At 70.7% G+C, this 21,985-nt stretch carries 21 protein-coding genes; 18 read left to right on the top strand and 3 right to left on the bottom strand.

Annotated elements, in window-relative coordinates; translation table 11 throughout:
* Positions 1 to 154: 154 nt before the first annotated feature.
* From AC6LJ9_RS24225 to AC6LJ9_RS24150, 16 genes are all read left to right on the top strand, one after another.
* On the top strand, positions 155 to 628 hold the full coding sequence (locus tag AC6LJ9_RS24225) for a MarR family winged helix-turn-helix transcriptional regulator (protein WP_103274652.1): 474 nt from the start codon (positions 155 to 157) through the stop codon (positions 626 to 628).
* The gene (locus AC6LJ9_RS24220; protein ID WP_498149523.1) at positions 625 to 2,685 is read left to right on the top strand and encodes an FUSC family protein; all 2,061 of its coding nucleotides are present in this window, start codon (positions 625 to 627) and stop codon (positions 2,683 to 2,685) included. The genes AC6LJ9_RS24225 and AC6LJ9_RS24220 overlap by 4 nt, the downstream gene beginning before the upstream one ends.
* A complete protein-coding gene (locus AC6LJ9_RS24215) occupies positions 2,682 to 2,900 on the top strand; it encodes a DUF1656 domain-containing protein (RefSeq protein WP_498149522.1) in 219 nt (72 codons plus the stop codon). The genes AC6LJ9_RS24220 and AC6LJ9_RS24215 overlap by 4 nt, the downstream gene beginning before the upstream one ends.
* Complete coding sequence (locus AC6LJ9_RS24210; RefSeq protein ID WP_212320549.1) at positions 2,897 to 3,811, top strand: efflux RND transporter periplasmic adaptor subunit; 915 nt, start codon at positions 2,897 to 2,899, stop codon at positions 3,809 to 3,811. Before AC6LJ9_RS24215 ends, AC6LJ9_RS24210 begins: the two co-directional genes overlap by 4 nt.
* A gap of 47 nt (positions 3,812 to 3,858) precedes the next feature.
* Complete coding sequence (locus tag AC6LJ9_RS24205) at positions 3,859 to 5,304, top strand: efflux transporter outer membrane subunit (protein WP_498149521.1); 1,446 nt, start codon at positions 3,859 to 3,861, stop codon at positions 5,302 to 5,304.
* Between the two features lie 90 nt (positions 5,305 to 5,394).
* Complete coding sequence (locus AC6LJ9_RS24200) at positions 5,395 to 5,991, top strand: hypothetical protein (RefSeq protein ID WP_498149520.1); 597 nt, start codon at positions 5,395 to 5,397, stop codon at positions 5,989 to 5,991.
* A gap of 147 nt (positions 5,992 to 6,138) precedes the next feature.
* Positions 6,139 to 7,323: an ABC transporter substrate-binding protein gene (locus AC6LJ9_RS24195; RefSeq protein WP_498149519.1), complete on the top strand. Its 1,185-nt coding sequence runs from the start codon at positions 6,139 to 6,141 to the stop codon at positions 7,321 to 7,323.
* A 2-nt stretch (positions 7,324 to 7,325) separates the two neighbouring features.
* Positions 7,326 to 8,354, top strand: coding sequence for a branched-chain amino acid ABC transporter permease (locus AC6LJ9_RS24190; protein ID WP_103274659.1), 1,029 nt, complete (start codon positions 7,326 to 7,328; stop codon positions 8,352 to 8,354).
* 22 nt (positions 8,355 to 8,376) lie between these two features.
* The gene (locus AC6LJ9_RS24185) at positions 8,377 to 10,122 is read left to right on the top strand and encodes a branched-chain amino acid ABC transporter ATP-binding protein/permease (RefSeq protein ID WP_498149518.1); all 1,746 of its coding nucleotides are present in this window, start codon (positions 8,377 to 8,379) and stop codon (positions 10,120 to 10,122) included.
* A complete protein-coding gene (locus AC6LJ9_RS24180) occupies positions 10,119 to 10,841 on the top strand; it encodes an ABC transporter ATP-binding protein (RefSeq protein WP_498149517.1) in 723 nt (240 codons plus the stop codon). Before AC6LJ9_RS24185 ends, AC6LJ9_RS24180 begins: the two co-directional genes overlap by 4 nt.
* Positions 10,842 to 10,867: 26 nt before the next feature.
* A complete protein-coding gene (locus AC6LJ9_RS24175; RefSeq protein ID WP_498149516.1) occupies positions 10,868 to 12,250 on the top strand; it encodes an amidase family protein in 1,383 nt (460 codons plus the stop codon).
* A gap of 107 nt (positions 12,251 to 12,357) precedes the next feature.
* The gene (hpaD, locus tag AC6LJ9_RS24170) at positions 12,358 to 13,368 is read left to right on the top strand and encodes a 3,4-dihydroxyphenylacetate 2,3-dioxygenase (protein ID WP_498149515.1); all 1,011 of its coding nucleotides are present in this window, start codon (positions 12,358 to 12,360) and stop codon (positions 13,366 to 13,368) included.
* Positions 13,369 to 13,394: 26 nt separating this feature from the next.
* A complete protein-coding gene (locus AC6LJ9_RS24165) occupies positions 13,395 to 13,790 on the top strand; it encodes a RidA family protein (RefSeq protein WP_212320540.1) in 396 nt (131 codons plus the stop codon).
* Positions 13,791 to 13,812: 22 nt separating this feature from the next.
* On the top strand, positions 13,813 to 14,190 hold the full coding sequence (locus tag AC6LJ9_RS24160) for a RidA family protein (protein ID WP_498149514.1): 378 nt from the start codon (positions 13,813 to 13,815) through the stop codon (positions 14,188 to 14,190).
* A 44-nt stretch (positions 14,191 to 14,234) separates the two neighbouring features.
* Complete coding sequence (gene hpaE, locus AC6LJ9_RS24155) at positions 14,235 to 15,695, top strand: 5-carboxymethyl-2-hydroxymuconate semialdehyde dehydrogenase (RefSeq protein ID WP_498149513.1); 1,461 nt, start codon at positions 14,235 to 14,237, stop codon at positions 15,693 to 15,695.
* Positions 15,696 to 15,812: 117 nt separating this feature from the next.
* Positions 15,813 to 16,520, top strand: a complete 708-nt coding sequence (locus AC6LJ9_RS24150; RefSeq protein ID WP_498149512.1) for a Crp/Fnr family transcriptional regulator — start codon at positions 15,813 to 15,815, stop codon at positions 16,518 to 16,520.
* A gap of 39 nt (positions 16,521 to 16,559) precedes the next feature.
* Here the strand turns inward: AC6LJ9_RS24150 and ypfH are convergent, their stop codons facing one another.
* Entirely contained in the window at positions 16,560 to 17,264 is a 705-nt protein-coding gene (gene ypfH, locus AC6LJ9_RS24145) for an esterase (protein WP_498149536.1), read from the bottom strand.
* Between the two features lie 248 nt (positions 17,265 to 17,512).
* Between ypfH and AC6LJ9_RS24140 the strand changes: the two genes are divergently transcribed.
* The gene (locus tag AC6LJ9_RS24140) at positions 17,513 to 19,024 is read left to right on the top strand and encodes an amino acid permease (RefSeq protein ID WP_498149511.1); all 1,512 of its coding nucleotides are present in this window, start codon (positions 17,513 to 17,515) and stop codon (positions 19,022 to 19,024) included.
* A 39-nt stretch (positions 19,025 to 19,063) separates the two neighbouring features.
* Here AC6LJ9_RS24140 and trpA read toward each other — a convergent pair whose 3' ends face one another.
* Both trpA and trpB read right to left on the bottom strand, forming a co-directional pair.
* The gene (trpA, locus tag AC6LJ9_RS24135) at positions 19,064 to 19,849 is read right to left on the bottom strand and encodes a tryptophan synthase subunit alpha (protein WP_498149510.1); all 786 of its coding nucleotides are present in this window, start codon (positions 19,847 to 19,849) and stop codon (positions 19,064 to 19,066) included.
* Positions 19,836 to 21,053 carry a tryptophan synthase subunit beta gene (gene trpB, locus AC6LJ9_RS24130; protein ID WP_498149509.1) on the bottom strand — a complete coding sequence of 406 codons (1,218 nt, stop codon included), beginning with the start codon at positions 21,051 to 21,053 and terminating at the stop codon, positions 19,836 to 19,838. Before trpB ends, trpA begins: the two co-directional genes overlap by 14 nt.
* A gap of 129 nt (positions 21,054 to 21,182) precedes the next feature.
* Between trpB and AC6LJ9_RS24125 the strand changes: the two genes are divergently transcribed.
* A partial coding sequence (locus AC6LJ9_RS24125) for a LysR substrate-binding domain-containing protein (RefSeq protein ID WP_498149508.1) occupies positions 21,183 to 21,985 on the top strand: 803 nt, incomplete at its 3' end.

Raw genomic sequence — 21,985 nt, 5'->3', positions numbered from 1 at the left:
CTGATCCGGGCCGGCGCTCCCTCCTTTCCGCTCCCGCCTCCCGGCTTTCCATCCATGGAAAGCCCGCCTCCGATCGTCCCGATTGAAAAAATTCATGGAGATATCGTTCATTTTCATTTATTAGTAAGCTAATAGATAGGATACAATCTAATTCATGAACACGCCTTCCGACTCACTGCTCATGGCCACCACCGCAAATCTCATGGTGCTGTCGCGCGCCTATCGCGGCGCCGCCGACAAGGCGCTGGCCGACTACGGCCTGTCCCAGGCCACCGCCTGGCCCGTCATCCTCGCCGGCCGCCTGGGCGACGGCGTGCGCCAGGGCGCGCTGGCCGAGGCGCTGGGCGTGGAAGGCCCTTCCCTGGTGCGCGTGCTGGACCAGCTGGTCGCCGCCGGCCTGATGGAACGGCGCGAAGACCCGCATGACCGCCGCGCCAAGACCCTGCACCTGACCGAGGCCGGCCAGGCGCTGCGCGCCCAGGTCGAGGACGTGCTGGTCGCGCTGCGCCGGCGCCTGTTCGACGGCATCAGCGAAGACGACCTGCAAGCCTGCCTGCGCGTGTCCGAGGCGCTCAAGGCCGCGCTGGGCCGCAGCGCCGCCGGCGCGCAGGAGGACTACCGGCCATGAAGCTGCCGGCGCTGCCCAATGTCCGCGAAACCGTGTTCTCGCTCAAGAGCTACGCGGGCGCGATGCTGGCGCTCTATCTGTCGTACAGCATGGGTCTGCCGCGTCCGTTCTGGGCCATGACCACGGCCTACATCGTGTCGCAGCCCTGGTCCGGCGCGGTGCGCTCCAAGGCGCTGTACCGGCTGGTTGGCACTTTCGTCGGCTCGGCCATGACGGTCTACATGGTGCCGCGCCTGTCCAACTCGCCCGTGGTGATGACCGCCGCCATGGCCCTGTGGGTCGGCGCCTGCCTGTATATGTCGGTGCTGGACCGCACGCCGCGCTCCTATCTGTTCATGCTGGCCGGCTACACCGCCGCCATGATCGGCTTCCCGTCCGTCTCCGAACCCACGCTGGTGTTCGACACCGCGCTGGCCCGCGTCGAGGAAATCGCGCTGGGCATCGTCTGCGCCACGCTGGTCCACAGCGTGGTGCTGCCGCGCGGCCTGGCGCCGGCGCTGACGCTGCTGCTGGACAAGGCCGTGCGCGACGCCCGGCTCTGGATGCAAGACATCCTGGCCGGCGGCGACGCCGGCAAGTCCGACAAGGACCGCCGCACCCTGGCCAACGACATCACCCAGCTGCGCCTGCTGTCGACCCACGTGCCGTTCGACACCAGCAACCTGCGCTGGACCGCCGGCGCGGTGCGCGCCATGCAGGACCGCGTCGCGGCGCTGACGCCCATTGTCTCGGCCGTCGAGGACCGCATGCGCGCCCTGCAGGCCGACGGCCAGCCGCTGCCCGAGAACGTCGCACGCCTGCTGGCCAGCATTTCCAAATGGATCGACGCCGGTCCGCGTGCCACCCATGCCACCGCGCTGCGGCTGCGCGCGGCCGCCGTCCGGCTGACGCCGGCCATCGACAGCCACTCCAGCTGGCGCGACGCGCTGCTGGCCAGCCTGATGACCCGGCTGCGCGAGCTGATCGACGGCTATGACGAATGCCTGACGCTGCGGCGCGAGATCCGCGCCGGGCTGAACGGCGCCGCGCGACGCGCGACGCGCCACCTGGACGCGCAGCGCCACCCGCTGCACCGCGACCACGGCATGGCGCTGCTGTCGGCCGCCGCCGCCGGCCTGGCCATCGCCGCCTGCTGCGCGTTCTGGATCGGCACCGCCTGGAGCAACGGCGCCACCGCCGCGCTCATGGCCGCCATCTTCAGCTGCTTCTTCGCCTCGCAGGACAATCCCGTGCCAGGCATCATGCAGTTCCTGACCTACACGGTGTATTCGATCCCGCTGTCGGCGCTGTACCTGCTGGGCATCATGCCCGCCATCCATTCCTTCGAGATGCTGGCGCTGGCTATGCTGCCCACCGCCTTCGTGATCGGCGTGTTCATCGCCCGCCCGGCCACCGCCGGCAAGGCCATGGCGGTACTGTTCGGCTTCGTCGGCACCATGGCGCTGCACGACACCAACACCGCCGACCTGGTCTCGTTCATCGACACCCAGGTCGCGCAGATCATGGGCGTGGGCCTGGCGGCGGTGATCGCCGCCATCTTCCGCACCGTCAGCGCCGACTGGAGCGCGCGCCGCATCCAGGCCGCCAACTGGCGCGACCTGGCGGCGCTGGCGGCCTCGCCGCGCACCCAGGCCCGCCACGGCTACGCGGCGCGCATGCTGGACCGCATCGGCCTGCTGCAGCCGCGCCTGGCGCTGGCCAAGCGCCCCGACGACGTGATGGCCGCCGACGCGCTCAAGGACCTGCGCGTGGGCCGCGACATCACCGAACTGCAGCGCGCGCGCCGCCACCTGCCCATGGCCGAGCCGGTGCTGCGCCCCGTGCTCGACGGACTGGCGCGCTACTTCCGCGATCGTTCGTCGTGGCGCGGTGGCCAGAAGACGCCGGAATTCCTGGCGCAGATCGACCGCGCGCTGGCCGGCGTGGCGGGCGCGCCCGCCGGCCCGGCCGCGCGCGCCCGCGCGGTGGTGGCGCTGGTGGGCATCCGCCGCGCCTTCTTCCCCGACGCGCCCGAGTACCAACCCGCCCATCCCCACCTGGAGGGCCACGCATCATGATCGGCGAATTCAATCTTTACGGCATTTACTTTCCCTGGCTGCTGGTGCTGGGCGTGGTCACGCTGGGCGTGGCCTGGGCCCTGCGCCGGCTGCTGGCCCGGGCCGGCCTGTACCGGCTGGTGTGGCACCCGGCGCTGTTCGACCTGGCGCTGTTCGTGGTGCTGCTTTACGGCATCACCCTGATATCTCCCTATATTTTCCAGAGACTCGCATGAAGATCCCCAATGCCCTGCGCCCCGCCGCCATCGGCAAGTTCGCGCTGACGGCCGCCGTCGTGGCCGCCGCCGTCGCGGCCGGCTGGCAGCTCTGGGTGCATTACGAAATCGAACCCTGGACCCGCGACGGCCGCGTCAAGGCCTATGTGGTGCAGGTCGCGCCGGATGTGTCCGGCCTGGTCACCGACGTGCCGGTGCACGACAACCAGGACGTGAAGGCCGGCGACGTGCTGTTCGAAATCGACCGCGCCCGCTTCCAGCTCGCCTACGACCAGGCCCAGGCCTCGGTGCGCTCGCAGCAGGTGGCGCGTGAACAGGCGCTGCGCGATGCCAAGCGCAACCGCGCGCTGGGCCAGCTGGTCGCGGCGGAAGCCCTGGAACAGAGCCAGACCAAGCTGCAGCAGACCGAGGCCGCGCTGGCCCAGGCCGAGGTGCAGCTGAACAGCGCGCGCCTGAACCTGGAGCGCAGCCGCGTGCTGGCCGCCACCGACGGCCGTGTGACCAACCTGGACCTGCGCGCCGGCGCCTACGCCACCGCCGGCCGTGGCGTGATGGCGCTGGTCGATTCCGGCTCGTTCTACATCGAAGGCTATTTCGAGGAAACCAAGCTGCCCCGCATCCACGAAGGCGATCCCGTGACCGTGACCTTGATGGGCGACGACCGCCGCATCCACGGCCATGTGGAAAGCATCGCGCTGGGCATCGCCGACCGCGACCGCAGCACCGGCGCCAACCTGCTGCCCAACGTCAACCCCACCTTCAACTGGGTGCGGCTGGCGCAGCGCATCCCGGTGCGCGTGAAGATCGACCAGGTGCCCGAGGGCGTGCGCCTGGTGGCCGGCCAGACCGCCACCGTGTCCGTCAACCCGCCGGAGACTGCGCGGGAGGACGGCGCGCCGCGCCACTCCTGATCCCCGCTCACCCGCCCTCCGTCTCCACACGTCTTGCCGCAACCGTCATGAATACCCGCCATTTCCTTCCGCTGATGCTGACCGCCGCGCTGGCGGGCTGCGCCGCCGTGGGTCCGGACTACCGGACGCCCGCCGACGCCGCCGTCCAGCGACCGGACGCGCAGGCGCCCTTCCTGGAGTCGCATGAGGCGGCCTACCGGCAGGACGCGCCGCCCGGACGCTGGTGGCGGCTGTACGACGACCCGGCGCTGGACGGACTGGTGGAACAGGCGCTGGCCGCCAATACCGACCTGCGCGTGGCCGCCGCCAACCTTGAACGCGCGCAAGCCGCCACCCGCGAAGCCCAGGCCCAGCAGCAACCCAGCGTCGGCGTCAACGCCTCGCCCACCTTCGGCCACGTCTCCGGCCTGCAGGAGCTGCAGCCGGGCGTCGATCCCCCCAGCCGCTGGTCTTACTCGGCCGGCGCCAGCGTGTCGTACCAGCTGGACCTGTTCGGCCAGATCCGTCGCGCGGTGGAAGCCGCGAGCGGCGACGAACAGGCCGCCCGCGCCGCCTATGACGCGACCCGCGTCACTGTGGCCGCCGAGACCGCCCGCGCCTATGCCAACATGTGCGCCGCCGGCATGCAGCTGGCGTCTGCCCGGCATTCGCTCAAGGTGCAGACATCCTCGCTGGATGCCGTCGAGCGCCTGCAACGCGCCGGACGCGGCACCGCGCTGGACGTGACCCGCGCCCGCAGCCAGCTGCAACAGCTGCAGGCCAACCTGCCGCCGTTCCAGGCCCAGCAGCGCACCGCGCTGTACCGGCTGGCGGCGCTGACCGGCCGCACGCCGGCGCAAATCCCCGCCAGCCTGCTGCAATGCGCCACGGCGCCGCGCCTGACCCAAGCCATTCCGGTGGGCGACGGCGCCGCGCTGCTGCGCCGCCGTCCCGACATCCGCCAGGCCGAACGCAGCCTGGCCGCCGCCACCGCCCGCATCGGCGTGGCCACGGCCGACCTGTACCCCAAGATCTCGCTGGGCCTGTCCGGCGCGTCCGGCGGCCCCGCCGCCATGTTCGGCGACCGCGGCACCTTCAGCTGGAGCATCGGGCCGCTGATCTCCTGGACCATCCCCAACACCGGCGCCGCCCAGGCCCGCATCGCCCAGGCCGAGGCCGGCACCAAGGCCGCCGCCGCCCGCTTCGACGCCGCCGTGCTCAACGCGCTGCGCGAAACCGAAAGCGCGCTGACCGTCTATGCGCGCCAGCTCGACCGCGAAAGCGCGCTGCGCGCCGCGCGCGAGCAGAGCGCCCAGGCCGCCAGCCAGGCGCGCCAGCTGTTCCAGTACGGCAAGACCGACTACCTGACGGTGCTGGACGCCGAACGCACGCTGGCCGCCAACGAAAGCGCGCTGGCGGCGGCCCGGGCCGAACTCAGCGGCGACCAGATCGCGGTGTTCCTGGCGCTGGGCGGCGGCTGGGAGGACGGGGGCGAACCCGACCGCCGGCATTGAGTCCGCCGTCGACGCCGGCCGGTGCTAAGATCGGCCGGTTTCGCCTGATCCCGCCACCCGCTGGCGCCTCGTTGCAAGCGTTCCGACTCCATGGCCGTCCTGCCACGCTCCCGCTGTTCCCGGCTCCTGCCGCTCGCCTGCATTGCATTGCTGGGCGCCTGCTCCAGCACGCCCAAGCCGGCCAAGCCGCCGGAGCGCGTCACCGGCGCGGGCGGCAGCATGCTGCGCTACAGCTCCAAGCAGACCACGATCGAACTGACGCCGGCCGAGCGCGCCGCCGTCGATCAGGTGCGCGTGCGCGCCTATCCCGCGTCCGACGCCGCGCAACTGCGCGATGCCTGCGCGGCGGCCTTGCAGGCCGCCGGCTATGAACAGGTGGCCGGCGACGCCGCCACCGACATCGTCACCGGCGAACGCCACCAGAAGCTGGTCGGCCGCAGCCGCGAGGCGCTGCGCGGCCTGCTCAAGTCGCAGGGCCTGGCCTACGGCGCCAAGCCGGACCACCAGAGCACCTACGCCCAGCTTGTCATCCGCCGCGACGGCGTCCAGGCGCGCGTCTGGATCGGCCTGAACAGCACGATCTGGGACAGCAATGGCGACGCCAAGAGCCGCGTCGTCACCGACGCCGCCGCCTACCAGGACCTGTTCGCGCGCCTGGAGCAGGCGCTGAAGACGCCCGCGCGCTAGGCGCGCAGCCCAGGAAAACCCCAACTCCCCGCGGCCGCGGTTTGTATCGCAGGATACATCCGCGCCCCGCCCGCCCCTGCCAGACTAGCTCTCAACCAGGCCCGCGCATGCGCCGGCGTCCTGTCTTGTCCTCTACGGGAGCTATAGATGAGCAGATTCAAACCCTTGCTGGCCGGCCTCGCGTGCGCGGGCCTGTTCCTGGCCACGGCCGCGCAGGCCGACGACCGGCCCGAACTGCGGATCGGCGTGGTCAGCTCGGTCACGGGCGGCGCCTCGGCCATCGCCACCGGCGCGGTGGCCGCCATCAACCTGATGGAAGAGCGCACCGCCGCCGACGCCAGCCTGCCGTTCCGCGTCAGCTTCATCAAGTACGACGACGGCTCCGACCCGGCGCGCGCCGTCAACGCGACGCGCAAGCTGATCCAGGAGGACCGCGTCCACCTGGTCATCTGCTGCACCACCACGCCGGCCTCGCTGGCGGTGAACAAGGTGATCGAGGAAGAGCGCGTGCCCAACCTGTCGCTGGCCGCGGCGGCCTCGGTCATCGAGCCGGCCGACGCCCACCGGTTCACTTTCAAGACGCCGCTGACCGACCGCCTGATGATCGACCACACCGTCGACTACATGGTCAAGCAGGGCTGGAAGCAGGTGGCCTTCATGGGCCTGGAGGACTCCTACGGCGAAGGCGGCTGGGTCGAGTTCAAGCAGATCGCCACGCGCAAGGGCCTGGAGATCGTCGCCGCCGAGCGCTTCTCGCGCGGCGACACCAACTTCACGCCGCAGGCGCTGCGCGTGGCGCAGAAGAAACCCGACGCCGTCTATTTCCACGCCATCCCGCCTTCGTCGGCGCTGGCCACCGAAACGCTGCGCCGCGTCGGCTACAAGGGCCCGGTGCTGCATGGCGCCGGCTCGGCCACGCCGGCCTTCATGGCCGTCGGCAAGAAGGCGGTCGAAGGCGCGCTGGTCGGCACCTCGGCCCTGCCCGTGTATCGCCAGCTGCCCGACGACCATCCGCTCAAGCCCGGCATCGCCGCGTTCGTGCGGGCCTATGACGGTAAGTACGGCGCCGGCAAGACCGACATGTTCGCGGCCCAGGCCTACGACACGGTGCAGATCCCGCTGCTGGCCTATCGCCAGGTGGTTGCCGCCGGCAAGGCCGGCGACCTGACGCAGGCCCGGCTGGCGCTGCGCGACGCCATCGAGGCGACGCGCGAGTACCGAGGCGTCAACGGCCTGTTCAGCTACAGCCCGACCGACCACCTGGGCCTGGACCGGCGCAGCACCTTCCTGGTGACGGTCAAGGATGGCAAGTTCGAACTGCTGGGTGAGTAAGGATGGATCTCACCACTACCCTGTTCCTGGCGACGGACGGCCTGACCAACGGCGCGGTGTACACGCTGGTCGGCCTGAGCCTGGTGCTGGTCTACACCACCACGCGCGTGGTCAACATCGCGCAAGGCGAGTACGTGACCTTCGGCGCGCTGACGCTTGCCAGCTTCGTCGAAGGCACGCTGGCGCCCGTGGTCTACGTGGTGGCGGCGGGCGGCGCCGCCTGCCTGCTGCTGGACCTGCTGCGAGCCCGGGCCAACGGCCGCTCGCTGTTGCGCCCGCTGGCATCCTACCTGGCGGCGGGCGCGGCGCTGGCCGCGCTGGCGGCGCTGGCCTGGCGCGTGCCCTCGCCGCTGCTGCAGATGCTGGCCTCGCTGGCGCTGGTGGCCGCGCTCGGCCCCATCGTCTACCGGCTGACGGTCGAACCCAACCCCGCCAATTCGACGGTCGTGCTGGTGATCATCGGCGTGGGCGTGTCCATGATCATGCATCCGCTCGCGCTGCTGCTGTGGGGCGCCGATCCGCGCGCCGTGCCGCCCATCAGCGAGGCGCGCCTGGAACTGGCCGGCGTCGACATCGCGGCGCAATCGCTGTTCATCATGGCCTTCTCGCTGGCGGCCGCGCTGGCGCTGTACCTGTTTTTCCGCTGCACCCTGACCGGCAAGGCGCTGCGCGCGGCCTCGGTCAACCGGGAAGGCGCGCAGTACTGCGGCATCCCCGTGGTGATGGCGGGCCGGCTCAGCTATTTCCTGGCGGCCGCCCTGTCCGGCGCCAGCGGCATGCTGCTGGCCCCGCTGGTGACGGCGCACTACGAGATGGGCTTCGTCGTCGGGCTCAAGGGCTTCGTGGGCGCGGCGATGGGCGGGCTGGTGAACTACCCGCTGTCGGTGGCCGGCGTCTTCATCGTCGGCGTGCTGGAGTCCTTCGCCTCTTTCCTCAGCAGTTCCTACCGCGACGCGCTGGTGTTCGCGATGGTGATCCCCATCCTGCTCTGGCGCAACAGCCGCGCCGGCGCCGACCTGGACGAACATTGAACACGCGCAAGCGCTCCCGCCGATGAAACCCGAAAAACTGCTACTTCCCGGCGCGGCCCTCGCGGTCGCCGCGCTGATCGTGCTGCTGCCGACCTACTACGTGGGCCTGATGACGCTGGCCGGCACCAATGCCCTGGTCTGCCTGGGCCTGGCCTTCCTGCTGGCCGCCGGCCAGCTGTCGCTGGGCCACGCCGCCTTCCTGGGCGCCGGCGCCTATGCCTCGGCCATCCTGGCGCGCGACCATGGCGTGCCGCCGCTGCTGGCCATCGCGCTGGCCGTGGCCGCCTGCGCGGCGCTAGCCTACGTGATAGGCCGGCTCACGCTGCGCCTGCGCGGCCACTACCTGCCGCTGGCCACGCTGGCCTGGGGCATCGCCGCCTACGTCTGCTTCGTGGCGGCCATCGAGGTCACCGGCGGCGCCTCCGGCCTGTCCAACATCCCGCCGCTGCGCGTGCTGGGCATGGAGTTCGGCACCCGTGCCATGGGCGCGCTGGCCTGGGTCGCCGTGGGGCTGGCCTACATCGCCTACTGCCGGATCTATCGCGGCCGCATGGGCCGGGCCGCGCGCGCCATCAAGTCCAGCCCGACCATGGCGGCGGCCTTCGGCGTGGACGTGGCCGCCGCCAAGATCCGCATCTTCGTGCTGTCGGCCGCGCTGGCGGCGCTGGCGGGCGGGCTGTACGCCTTCTACATGAGCTTCCTGAGCCCGACCTCGTTCTCCATCGGCGTCTCGTTCAACCTGCTCATCATGGTCGTGCTGGGCGGCTGCCTGCATCCGCTGGGCCCCCTGCTGGGCGTGCTGGCCTACACCGCCATCGAGCTGGGCGCGCAGTACCTGATCGCCAACCTGCTGGGCATTCCCGGCCAGATGGAGACCATGCTGTTTGGCCTGATCCTGATCGTGGCGCTGCTGCGCTGGCCCAACGGGCTGCTGACCTGGGTGCGGCTGAAACCGCCGGCGCGGCCTGCTGCCGCCGGCGACGCCGACCCCGCGCCGCGCCCGGTCACGGCCGGCCAGCGCCTGAGCGTGGACGCCGTGCACAAGCGCTTCGGCGGGCTGCAGGCGCTCAAGGACGTGACGCTGGACATTCCGCCCGGACGCATCACCGGCCTGATCGGCCCGAACGGCGCCGGCAAGTCCACCCTGTTCAACGTGATGACCGCGGTGCTGCCGGCCAGCGGCGGACAGGTCTCGCTGGACGGCTCGGCGCTGCCGGCGCGCGCGCACGAAGTGGTGCGACGCGGCGTGGCGCGCAGCTTCCAGCATGTGCAGCTGGTGCCGGAACTGACGGTGCTGGACAACGTGCTGATCGGCGGCCACATCCAGGGCAAGGCCGGGCTGCTGTCGGCCGCGCTGGGCCTGGACCGGGCCGAGGAACGGCGCCTGGCGCGCGAGGCGCGCGCCGCGCTGGAGCTGGTCGGCCTGGCCGACGAGGCGCTGCGCCCGGCCGCCAGCCTGACGCTGGGCAGCCAGCGGCTGGTCGAGGTGGCGCGCGCCCTGATGGCGCGGCCGGGCGTGCTGCTGCTGGACGAGCCGGCGGCGGGCCTGCGCGGCCCGGAAAAAGCCGTGCTGGTGCAGCTGATGCGCAAACTGCGCGATGAACAAGGCATGGCCGTGCTGCTGGTCGAGCACGACATGGAGCTGGTCATGGGCTGCGTGGACTACCTGTTCGTCCTGAACTACGGCGCGCTGCTGGCGCAGGGCGAACGCCAGGAAGTGCAGCGCAACCCGGCCGTGGTGGCCGCCTATCTCGGAGCCGAGGCATGAACGCGATCGAAGTGAAGGACCTGGCGGTCAGCTACGGCCAGGTGGATGCGCTGCACGGCGTCAGTTTCAACGTGCCGCAGGGCACGCTGGTGTCGCTGATCGGCGCCAACGGCGCCGGCAAGACCACCCTGCTCAAGGCGCTGATGGGCGCCCTGCCCGCGCGCGCCGGCCAGGTGCTGCTGCAGGGCCAGGCCCTGGGCAACACGCCGGTCGAAGAGCGCGTGCGGCGCGGCATGTGCCTGGTGCCGGAGAAGCGCTCGCTGTTCGCCTCGATGAAGGTCGAGGACAACCTGCGCCTGGGCGCCTACGCCTTCCGCCGCCGCACCGATTTCGCGCGCGAGCTGGAACGCGTCTACGCGCTGTTCCCGGTACTGGCGCAGCGCCGCGAGCAGTTGGCCGGCACCCTGTCCGGCGGCGAGCAGCAGATGGTCGCCATAGGCCGCGCCCTGATCGCCCATCCGCGCGTGCTGCTGCTGGACGAGCCGTCCATCGGCCTGGCGCCTCTGATCGTGCAGCAGATCATGGACGTGGTGGTGGACCTGCGCCGGCGCGAGGGGCTGACCGTGATCCTGGTCGAGCAGAACGCGCGCATCGCGCTCAAGAGCGCCGACCTGGCCTACCTGATCGAGCTGGGCCGCATCGTCAAGCAAGGCAGTGGCGCCGAACTGGCGCAGGACCCCGACCTGCTGGCCAGCTATCTCGGCGCCTGCGCCGCCTGAGGCAATTCCGAACCCGGAGACTGATCATGTTGCATCAAACCCCTTGGCCACGCCTGCGCGAACTGTACCGCCTGGGCGAGGTCTCGCCCGTGGACGTGGCCCGCAGCGCGCTGGAGCATGCCGAACGCGCCGAGCCGATCATCAACGCCTTCGCGCTGCTGGACCGCGCCGGCGCGCTGGCCGGCGCGCGGGAATCCGAGGAACGCTGGCGCCAGGGCGCCGCGTTGAGTCCGCTGGACGGCATGCCGGTGGCCATCAAGGAATTCGCCGCCGTGCGCGGCTGGCCCACGCGGCGCGGCTCGGCGCTCACGTCGGCCGAGCCGGCGGCGGCCCATACCGTGTTCGTGCAGCGTCTGGCCGACGCCGGCGCCGTGCTGCTGGGCAAGACGCGCGCACCGGAATTCAACTGGAAAGGCATCACCGACAGCCCGGCCTTCGGCATCACCCGCAATCCGTGGAACCCGTCGCTCACGCCCGGCGGCAGCAGCGGCGGCTGCGCGGCGGCCGTGGCCGCCGGCGTCGTGCGCCTGTCCATGGGCAGCGACGCGGGCGGCTCGATCCGCATTCCGGCCGCCTTCACCGGCACCATCGGCCTGAAGCCCACGCACGGGCGCATCCCCCTGTCCCCCCTGCCCAGCGCCTTCGCGAACATCGTGCACACCGGCCCCATCGCCGCCGGCATGGACGAACTGCAGGAAGCCTACCTGGCCGCGCGCGGCGCCTCGCCGCTGGACTGGACCTCCAACCTGGGCGAGGACGGCGGCGCCGACGCCCCGGCGGTCCGCCCCCGCATCGGCCTGCTGTCGCCCCGGCGCTGGGGCCCGCGCAGCGCCGCGCCGGTGCGCGCCGCTCTGGACGAAACGCTGGCCGCGCTGCGCGCCGACGGTTTCGACGTGACCGAAGTCGACTACGACATCGAGGCAGCCTCGCAGGTCGGCCAGGACCTGTACCGGCTGGGCTGCGCGGCCGCCGTGCGCGCCATCGCGCCCGAGCTGCATGGCCGGCTCGATCCCGGGCTGCTGGCCTTCGTGCAAGGCGTGGACGACTGGCCGATCTCGCGCTATCACGCGATCTGCCAGCAGCGCGACCGCTACGCCAACGAGCTGGCCGCGCTGCACGCGCGCGTCGACCTGCTGCTGCTGCCCACCGTGCCGCTATGCGCCTTCGAGGCCGGACGCGACGTGCCGCAGGACCAGCCGGGCGCGGACTGGATGTCCTGGAATCCCTACACGCCCGCGTTCAACAGCGCGCAGGTCCCGGCCCTGTCCTATCCGGTCTGGGCGCAAGGCGCCGCGTTGCCGGCCGGCGTGCAATGGGTCGCGCCCAAGTACCGCGAGGACCGCCTGCTGGCGATGGGCCGCTGGATGGAAACGCGCTTTCCCGTGCGCATCGCGCCGGAGCAGGAGTAAGCCATGCCCCGCATGTATCCCGCGATACAGACGCCGCGCGGCCCCGGCGCACAGAATGTCATCAACATGAATCGGGCCGCGACGCGCGCCCCGGACGGAGACAGGAAATGATCGACTACACGCCGGGCAAGCCCGACTTCAACATCCTGCGGCTGGGCCATATCGAGTACCTGGTCTCGGACCTGGCCCGCGCCCGCGACTTCTACGTGGACGTGGTGGGCCTGTTCGAGACCGAGTCCGACGCCGACCACGTCTACCTGCGCGCCATCGAGGACCGCGAGCATCACAGCGTGGTGCTGACGCGCTCGCCCTCTCCCGGCATCGGCCATTTCAGCTTCCGCGCTTCCTGCGAGGAAGACCTGGACCGCCTGGCGCACAAGTTCGCCGGCCTGGGCCTGCCCATGCGCTGGCTCGAAGCCGGCGAGGAACGCGGCCAAGGCCGCGCGCTGCGCGTGCAGGACCCGTTCGGCTTCCAGGTCGAGTACTACGCGCACATGGAACAGGCGCCCTGGCTGCTGCAGCAATACCATCTGCACCGCCACGGCTGCCCCACCCGGCTCGATCACCTGAACGTGCTGATGCCCGACGCGCAGGCGGGCTTCGACTGGTACACGCGCGAGCTGGGCTTCTACTGCTCCGAATTCACCGCCTCGGCCCCGCCCGAGGAACGCGTGTGGGCGAGCTGGCTGTACCGCAAGGCCACCATCCACGACATCGCCGTGATGACGGGCAAGGGCCCGAGCGTGCACCACGCCGGCTTCTCGCTGATGGAGCCCATGGGCGTGATCCGCGCCTGCGACGCGCTGGCCGCCGCCGGCTACGCCGACAACATCGAGCGCGGCCCGGCCCGCCACGGCATTTCCAACGCGCTGTTCGTCTATGTGCGCGACCCCGATGGCAACCGCTTCGAGCTCTACACCGGCGACTACCTGACGGTGGACCGCGACCAGGCGCCCAAGCGCTGGGAACTGGACAACCCGCGCCGCCAGAGCCTGTGGGGCCCGCCGCCGCCGCGCCGCTGGTACGAGGAATCCATGACCGTGGCCGCGCTGGCCGACGGCAGCCCGCAGCCGGTGTCCGACCCGATCACCCGCGCCATCCCCACCTATATCGACTGACCCGCTCCGCACGCAGGATTTTCGCCATGAACCGACACGTCATCGTCCCGCCCACCGGCCTGCTGCCGCACCGGCCGTACTCGCCCGCCATCCAGGTCGACCAACTGCTGTTCGTCTCGGGCCATACCGGCTCCGATCCCGTCACGCGCGCCTTCTCGGACGACATCACCGAGCAGACCGAGCTGGCCTTCCGCAACATTCAGTCAGTAATCGAGGCCGCCGGCGGCCGCATGGCCGACGTGGCCAAGGCCACCATCTTCATGACCGACATGGACGCCGACTTCCAGGCCATGAACGCGGTGTTCAAGCGCGTCTTCCCCGACCAGCCGCCGGCTCGCTCCACCGTGGGCGTGGCGCACCTGGCGCGGCCCGGCCTGAAGGTCGAGATCGAAGTCGTGGCCGTGCTCGGCTCGGCCGGCTGACGCGCGTCCCGGGGAAGCCGCCATGGAAAAACAGCTCATCGGCCGCGATGCCGGCCTGCCTCACTCGCCCGCCGTGGCCTGGCGCGACCTGGTGTTCGTCTCGGGCCAGGTCGGGTTCCTGCCCGGCACCCGCGAATTCGAGCCCGGCATCGAGGCGCAGACGCGCCAGGCGCTGCAGAACGTGCTGGACCTGCTGGCCGCGTCCGGCTGCGAGGCCGACGGCGTGTTGCAGATGACCGTGCACATGACCGACATGATCGGCGAGTTCGCCGCCATGAACGCGGTGTTCCGCGAGTTCTTCCCCGACCGTCCGCCCAGCCGCACGACGGTCGGCATCTCCCACCTGGGCCGGCCCGGCCTGAAGATCGAGATCGACGCCATCGCCGCGCGCGGCGCCTGAGCTTGCCGATCCCTCTCCTCATTCCTCCCGAACAAGAGAACGCAGTGATGATCCCTCACCTGATCGACGGCAAGCCCGTCGAAAGCCTGTCCGTGCTGGAAAACATCAATCCCGCCACCGGCGAGGTGCTGGCCGAAGTCGCCCTGGGCGGCGAACGCGAAGTCGCCCTGGCCGTGGCCGCCGCCAAGGAAGCCTTCCCCAAGTGGGCCGGCCTGCCGGCCAAGGAGCGCGCCCGCATCATGCGCCGCCTGGGCGACCTGATCGAGCGCCACGTGCCCGAGCTGGCCGAGCTGGAGACCGACGACACCGGCCTGCCCATCCACCAGACCTCGAAGCAGCTGATCCCGCGCGCCAGCGAGAACTTCTATTTCTTTTCCGAAGTCGCCACGCGCATCAACGGCCAGACCTTCCCGGTCGATTCGGCCATGCTCAACTACACGCTGCTGCAGCCGGTGGGCGTGTGCGGGCTGATCTCGCCCTGGAACGTGCCGCTGATGACGGCCACCTGGAAGGTGGCGCCCTGCCTGGCGCTGGGCAATACCGCGGTGCTGAAGATGTCGGAGCTGTCGCCCATGACCGCCGACCGGCTCGGCCGGCTGGCGCTGGAGGCCGGCGTGCCCAAGGGCGTGCTCAACATCGTGCACGGCCGTGGCTCGGAAGCCGGCGACGCGCTGGTGCGCCATCCCGACGTGCGCACCATTTCCTTCACCGGCGGCACCGCCACCGGCCAGCGCATCGCCGAGCGCGCCGGCATCAAGCGGCTGTCGATGGAGCTGGGCGGCAAGTCGCCCGTGCTGGTGTTCGAGGACGCCGACCAGCAGCGCGCGCTGGACGCGGCGCTGTTCACCATCTTCTCGATCAACGGCGAACGCTGCACCGCCGGCTCGCGCGTCTTCGTGCAGCGCTCGATCTACGACCGCTTCGCGCGCGAGTTCGCCGAGCGCGCGGCGCGCCTGATCGTGGGCGACCCGCGCGACCCGGACACCAATGTGGGCTCGATGATCACGCGCCAGCATTGGGAAAAGGTCACCGGCTACATCGAGATCGGCCGCCGCGAAGGCGCCGTGGTGGCGGCCGGCGGCGGCGTGCCGGCCGGGCTGCCGGCGCGCGTGGCCAAGGGCAACTTCGTGCAGCCCACCGTGCTCACCGGCGTGGACAACCGCATGCGCGTGGCGCAGGAAGAGATTTTCGGCCCCGTGGTCTGCCTGATCCCCTTCGACGACGAGGACGAGGGCCTGCGGCTGGCCAACGACAGCCGCTACGGGCTGGCGTCCTACGTCTGGACCCAGGACGTGGGCAAGGCCCACCGGCTGGCGCGCGGCATCGAGGCCGGCATGGTCTTCGTCAACAGCCAGAACGTGCGCGACCTGCGCCAGCCCTTCGGCGGCATCAAGGACTCGGGCGTGGGCCGCGAGGGCGGCGACGCCAGCCTGGAGACCTTCTGCGAGATGAAGAACGTCTGCATCTCGATGGGCAGCCACCCCATCCCGCGCTGGGGCGTGTGAAGCCCGGGGCGGCCCGCCCCAACCCTGCCGGACCCGGCCGCGCGCGGCCGGGCCGCTCCTGGCCAACCGTATAATCCGGAGGCATACAAGAACGACAAACACACACCAAGGGAAAACGTGGCCAAACAAGCGAATGGCCCGGCGCGTCACGTCGCCGTCGAGACCTGGCTGCCCCAAGGCGAACAGGCCGCCTACCTGCGCTCGTTGAGCCATCTGGGCCAGCCCGTCACGCTGCCCAGCGGCGCCAGCCTCTTCAACCAGGGCCAGATCGACGACCTGTTCTACGTAATTGTGACCGGCAAGGTCCATGTCCACATGCTCAGCGAGGACGGCCATGAGTCCATCCTCAACATCATGGGGCCGGGCAGCCTGATCGGCGAGGCCGCCGCTTTTCTCAAGCAGCCGCGCTACTCCAGCGCGCGCGCCATCGAGGACAGCTCCCTGCTGCGCTTCGAGACCGGACGCATCCCCGACCTGGTGCGGCAGGACCCTGATTTCGCGCTGGCCCTGATCTACCTGCTGAGCGTCAAGCAGCGCCAGATGGTGGCGCGCCTGCGCCAGGCCACCTTCGACTCGCCCGAGCAGCGCGTGATCCGCTTCCTGGACCAGTTCCGCCAGACCCACCAGGACGCCTGCGCCGAGGGCGCGCCCATCACGGTCAACCTGACGCATGAGCAGATCGGCAGCCTGGTGGACCTGTCCCGCGTCACGGTCACGCGCGTGCTGAACCGCCTCAAGCGCGACGGGCTGCTCGACCTGGACGGCAAGAAGATCATGCTGGCCGAGGGTTTCTCGGAGCGCGTGCGCGGCGAATACGCGCCCTGACGGACCGGCCGGCTCCCGGGCAGGCCGGCCCGCGCCGGTTCAATGCACGGTGGTGCCGTCCGGCGGGCTCTGGTCCAGCCCCAGCGCCGCTTCCCAGCTGCGCAGCGGCACGCAGGTCTGCAGGCGCACGATGGCGCGCTGGATCAGCGCCGGATGCAGCTCGTGCCCCAGGCCAGTGGCCACGTCGATGGTGGAATCGCCATGCAGCTCGTCCAGCCTGGTCTGCGCCGCCTGGATGAGCGCCACGTCCATGACCGGATCGGCCGAGCCATGCAGCAGGTGCAGCGTGGTGTAGCGCGGCGCGGTCTTGGGCAGTTCGGCGTAGCGCCCCGAGAACGCCATCACGCGGCCGGCCATGCCGTCATGCGCCTGCACCAGCTCCAGCGCTATGATGGCGCCCTGCGAGAAGCCGGCCAGGGCCGTGTCCGATTGCAGCAGGCCGAAGCGCTGCTGTGCCTGCTGCACATACGCGGCCAGCGCCGGCAGCGCCGCCGCCACCCGCGCGGGGCGGTTTTCCTCGGTCACGCCGCGCACCGAGAACCACTGGCGGCCGGCGCCGCCGCCATCGAAGGGCTCGAAGCCTTCCGGGATCAGCACCGCCGCCGTGGGAAAGGCGGCGCGCACCGCCTCGGCCAGCGGCAGCAGGCTGTCCGGCGTGCCGCCGACCCCGTGCAGCAGGATGAACAGCTGGCGCACGTCCATGCCCGGCTCGGGCAGAAATTCGATTTGAGGGGAATTGGCCATCATGCTGCTCCTGCTGGCGTGGGCGCGCGGCCGCGCCCGGAAATTCCGGACATTGTAAAATGCTCGGCTTTGCCGTCCAGCCCGGCGCCCGCGCCGCCTGGCGCGGCGCCCGTCCCTGACGCCAAGCGGCCTGGACTTTCAAGGCCCCGGACTACAGTTCCCGCCCCCCCTGGGCGAGGCGGAACCGGCCACTGTCCGGCATCCACCCGATACGGCCCCTTGCAACAAATACCCCTGGCATTCCAACAATGACGACACCGACGACAGATTCGGGGACCCCTGCGGGCAGCGCGAATCAGCTGCAGCGCGTGCTCAAGGCGCGCCACCTGACCATGATCGCGCTTGGCGGCGCCATCGGCACGGGCCTGTTCATCGCCTCCGGCGCGGCGATCGCCGAGGCCGGCCCCGGCGGCGCGCTGCTGGTCTACCTGGTGATCGGCCTGATGGTCTATTTCATCATGACCAGCCTGGGCGAACTGGCCACCTTCATGCCGGTGTCCGGCTCCTTCTGCACCTATGCCTCGCGCTACGTGGATCCGGGCTTCGGCTTCGCGCTGGGCTGGACCTTCTGGTTCAGCTGGGCCACCGTGGTGGCCGTGGACGTGGTGGCGGCGCAGCTGGTCATGGCCTACTGGTTCCCGGATTCGCCCGGATGGGTCTGGAGCGTGGCCTTCCTGGCGCTGACCTTCGGCCTGAACGCCTTCTCGGCGCGCGGCTTCGGCGAATCCGAATACTGGTTCGCGCTGATCAAGGTCATCGCCGTGCTGTGCTTCATCGTCGTGGGCCTGGGCATGCTGGTCGGCATCATCCACAGCGGCGACCAGGTCGGCCTGGTCAACTGGAGCGTGGGCGACGCGCCCTTCGTCGGCAACTTCGCCACCTGGGTGGGCGTGGCCATGGTGGTGGCCTATTCGTTCCAGGGCACCGAGCTGGTCGGCGTGGCCGCCGGCGAATCCGAGAACCCGCGCCGCAACGTGCCGCGCGCCATCAACCACGTGTTCTGGCGCATCCTGCTGTTCTACGTGCTGGCCATCCTGATCATCGGCCTGCTCATTCCCTATACCGATCCGCAGCTGCTGCGCAACGAGGTCGGCGACATCGCCGTCAGCCCGTTCACGCTGGTGTTCCAGCACGCCGGCCTGCTGTCGGCGGCGACGGTCATGAACGCGGTCATCCTGACCTCGGTGCTGTCGGCCGGCAACTCCGGCATGTACGCCGCCACGCGCATGCTGTTCAACATGGCCGTGGACGGCCAGGCGCCCGCCTTCTTCAAGCGCCTGACGCGCGGCGGCGTGCCGCTGCGCGCGCTGCTGGCCACCACCGTGCTGGCCTGCCTGTGCATGTTCAGCGTGGTCTACAGCCCCAAGGCGGTCTACATCTGGCTGCTGAACTTCGCCGGCATGACCGAGTTCATCGTCTGGCTCAGCATCGCGGTCAGCCACTACCGCTTCCGCCAGGGCTATGTGAAACAGGGCTACGACACCGCCGACCTGCCCTACAAGGCCGGACTGTTCCCCTTCGGCCCGCTGCTGGCCTTCGTGCTGTGCCTGCTGGTGACGCTGGGCCAGAACTACCAGGCCTTCCTGGAACAACGCATCGACTGGATCGGCGTGATCTCCACCTATCTGGCGATCCCGCTGTTCCTGGCCTTCTGGATCGGCCACCGGCTGCTGCGCAAGTCGCGCTGGATTCCCTACGCCGACATGCGCTACTACGGCGTGGACGCCAACGGCGCGCCGCCGCCCGCCGCGCGTTCCTGACGCGTGCGCGGCCGCCCGGCATGCCGGGCGGGCCACCCTCTACTGCCGCAGTGCGCCGGCCAGCAGCCGCACTTCCTCCAGCGCGCCGGGCACGCCGCGCTCGGCCAGCACCTCGGCCAGCCGGGAACCGACCGCCACCAGATCGGCATGCCTGCCCACCACCCTGGCCTGCTCCGGCGTGCGCACGCCGAAACCCGCCGCCACCGGCAAGCCCGTATGCGCGCGCACCTTGGCCAGCGCCTGGGCGATGCGGTCCTCGTCCGGCAGCTCGGCCCCGGTCGTGCCGGCCAGCATGATGTGATAGACGAAGCCGCCCGCGTCGCGCAGCGTGTCGGCCAGCCGGGCGTCCTCGGAGGTCGGCGCCGACATGCGGATCAGGTGCATCCCGTGCTCGCGCAATTGCCGGTCGATCTCGCCCGCATGTTCCAGCGGCAGGTCGACCAGGATCAGCCCGTCCACCCCCGCCTCGCCCGCATCCCGGGCGAAGGCCGCGACGCCATGGCGCAGGATGGGATTGAGATAGCCCATCAGCACCACCGGCGTCCGGCTCTCCGTCTCGCGCAGGGCGCGCACCAGGGCCAGCGTGCGCTTCAAGGTCTGCCCGCCGGCCAGCGCGCGCGCATTGGCCTGCTGCAGGATCGGGCCGTCGGCCACCGGATCGCTGAACGGCATGCCCAGCTCGATCACGTCCGCGCCCGCCGCCGGCAGGCCGCGCAGCAGCGCCAGCGAAGCTTCGGGATCGGGGTCGCCCGCCGCGAAATAGGCGGCCAGGCCGCTGCGTCCCGCGCGGCGCAGCGCGCCAAGGGTATGGTCAAGCCGGTTCATGTGCTGCCTCGCCATATTGGGTAACGGTGTCCAGGTCCTTGTCGCCGCGCCCGCTCAGGCACACGATCAAGATGTCGTCGGGCCGCATGCGGGGCGCGAGTTCGCGCGCATGGGCCAGCGCATGGGCGCTTTCCAGCGCCGGCAGGATGCCCTGCCGGCGGGTCAGCCAGTGGAAGGCCGCCACGGCCTGCGCGTCGGTCACGGAGACATAGTCCACGCGCTTGCGGTCGTGCAGCAGCGCATGCTCCGGCCCCACGCCCGGATAGTCCAGGCCCGCCGAGATCGAATGCGCGTTGATGATCTGGCCGTCCTCGTCCTGCAGGTAATAGCTGTGGCAGCCGTGCAGCACGCCTGGGCCACCGGCCCCCAGGCTGGCCGCGTGGGCGCCGCTGGCCAGGCCCAGCCCGCCCGCTTCCACGCCTATCATCCGCACGCTCGCGTCGCCCAAGAAGGGATAGAAGAAGCCCAGCGCGTTCGAACCGCCGCCGACGCAGGCGACCATGGCGTCGGGCAGGCGCCCGGTCCGCGCCAGGATCTGCTCGCGCGTCTCGTCGCCGATCACGCGCTGGAACTCGCGCACCAGCCAGGGATAGGGATGCGGGCCCGCGCCGGTGCCCAGCAGGTAGTACGTGTCGGCGACGTTGGCGATCCAGTCGCGCAGCGCCTCGTTCATCGCGTCCTTCAGCGTCGCGGTGCCGGTATGCACGGCGCGCACCTGCGCGCCCAGCATGCGCATGCGGCGCACATTGACGGACTGCCGCGCCATGTCCTGCGCGCCCATGTAGACCACGCATTGCAGGCCGTACAGCGCGCACACGGTCGCGGTGGCCACGCCATGCTGGCCCGCGCCGGTCTCGGCGATGATGCGGCGCTTGCCCATGCGGCGCGCCAGCAGGATCTGGCCCAGGCAGTTGTTGATCTTGTGGGCGCCGGTGTGATTCAGGTCCTCTCGCTTCAGGTAGATGCGCGCCCCGCCCAGTTCGTCGGAAATGCCCTCGGCCAGGAACAGCGGGCTGGGCCGGCCCACGTAGTCGGCCAGCATGGCGCGGAAGGACCGCCAGAAGTCCGGATCCTCGCGCAGCGCGCGGAAGGCGCGTTCCAGTTCATCGAGGGCGGGGATGAGGGTTTCGGGCATGTAGCGCCCGCCATATGGCCCGAATTGGCCATGGCGGTCGGGAATGTCCGGATGGGAAGCTGGCTGCATGAGTCACGGATTCCATTTGCGGTGCTGGCCCGGACAAGCCGGGATTTCCGTTTATGCTAGCTTTCATCAAACCAGTTTTAAATCAATGATTTGTTTATCATCTCTGTTAGCTGAACTAACAACCTGATCATGAGACGCCTGCCCTCCCTGAACGCGCTGCGCTTCTTCGACAGCGCCGCCCGCCAGCTGAGCTTCAGCCTGGCCGCCAAGGAACTGTGCGTGACGCACAGCGCCGTCAGCCAGCAGATCCGGCAGCTGGAGCAATGGTTCGACTGCCCGCTGTTCGAGCGCCGCGCCGGCGGCGTCCAGCTGACCGCCGCCGGCCTGGACCTGCAGCGCGCCGCCGAGGACGCCTTCGACCTGCTGGAGCGCCGCTGCGAGGCGCTCAGGCGCAACACCCAGCCGTCCGAGCTGGCCGTGGGCGCGCCGGCCAGTTTCCTGTCCAACTGGCTCATCCCCCGGCTGGAGCGTTTCGAGGCCGCGCATCCCGACATCCGCATCCGCCTGCAGACCGCGGCGGACGCCGCCCTGCTGAACACCCGGCGCGTCGATGCGCTGATCCTGGCCGGCCGCGACTGGCCGCGCGAGTGGGCCGTGACGCCGCTGCTGGCCGAGGCCACCGGGCCGGTCTGCGCGCCGGCCTGGGCCGCGCGCCTGACGCGTCCGGCCGACGTGCTGGACGCGCCGCTGTTGCACACCAGCTCGCGGCCCGAGGCCTGGCAGGACTGGGCCGGACGCGTCGGCGTGAAGCTGGCCCCGCGCCAGCCCGGCCGCGAATTCGATCATCTGGGGCATATGCTGGAAGCGGCCGCCGCCGGCCTGGGCGTGGCCATCGCGCCGGCCGTGCTGGCCGAAGCCGAGCTGCATCGCGGCCGGCTGGCCGCGCCGCTGGGCTTCGTCGACAGCGGGGCCGCCTTCAGCCTGTGCACGCT

It is taken from the genome of Achromobacter sp. 1011811831 (genome assembly GCF_059760905.1).
The sequence above is the reverse complement of the archived record's forward strand: the minus strand, read 5'-3'. Positions and strand labels throughout refer to the sequence as shown.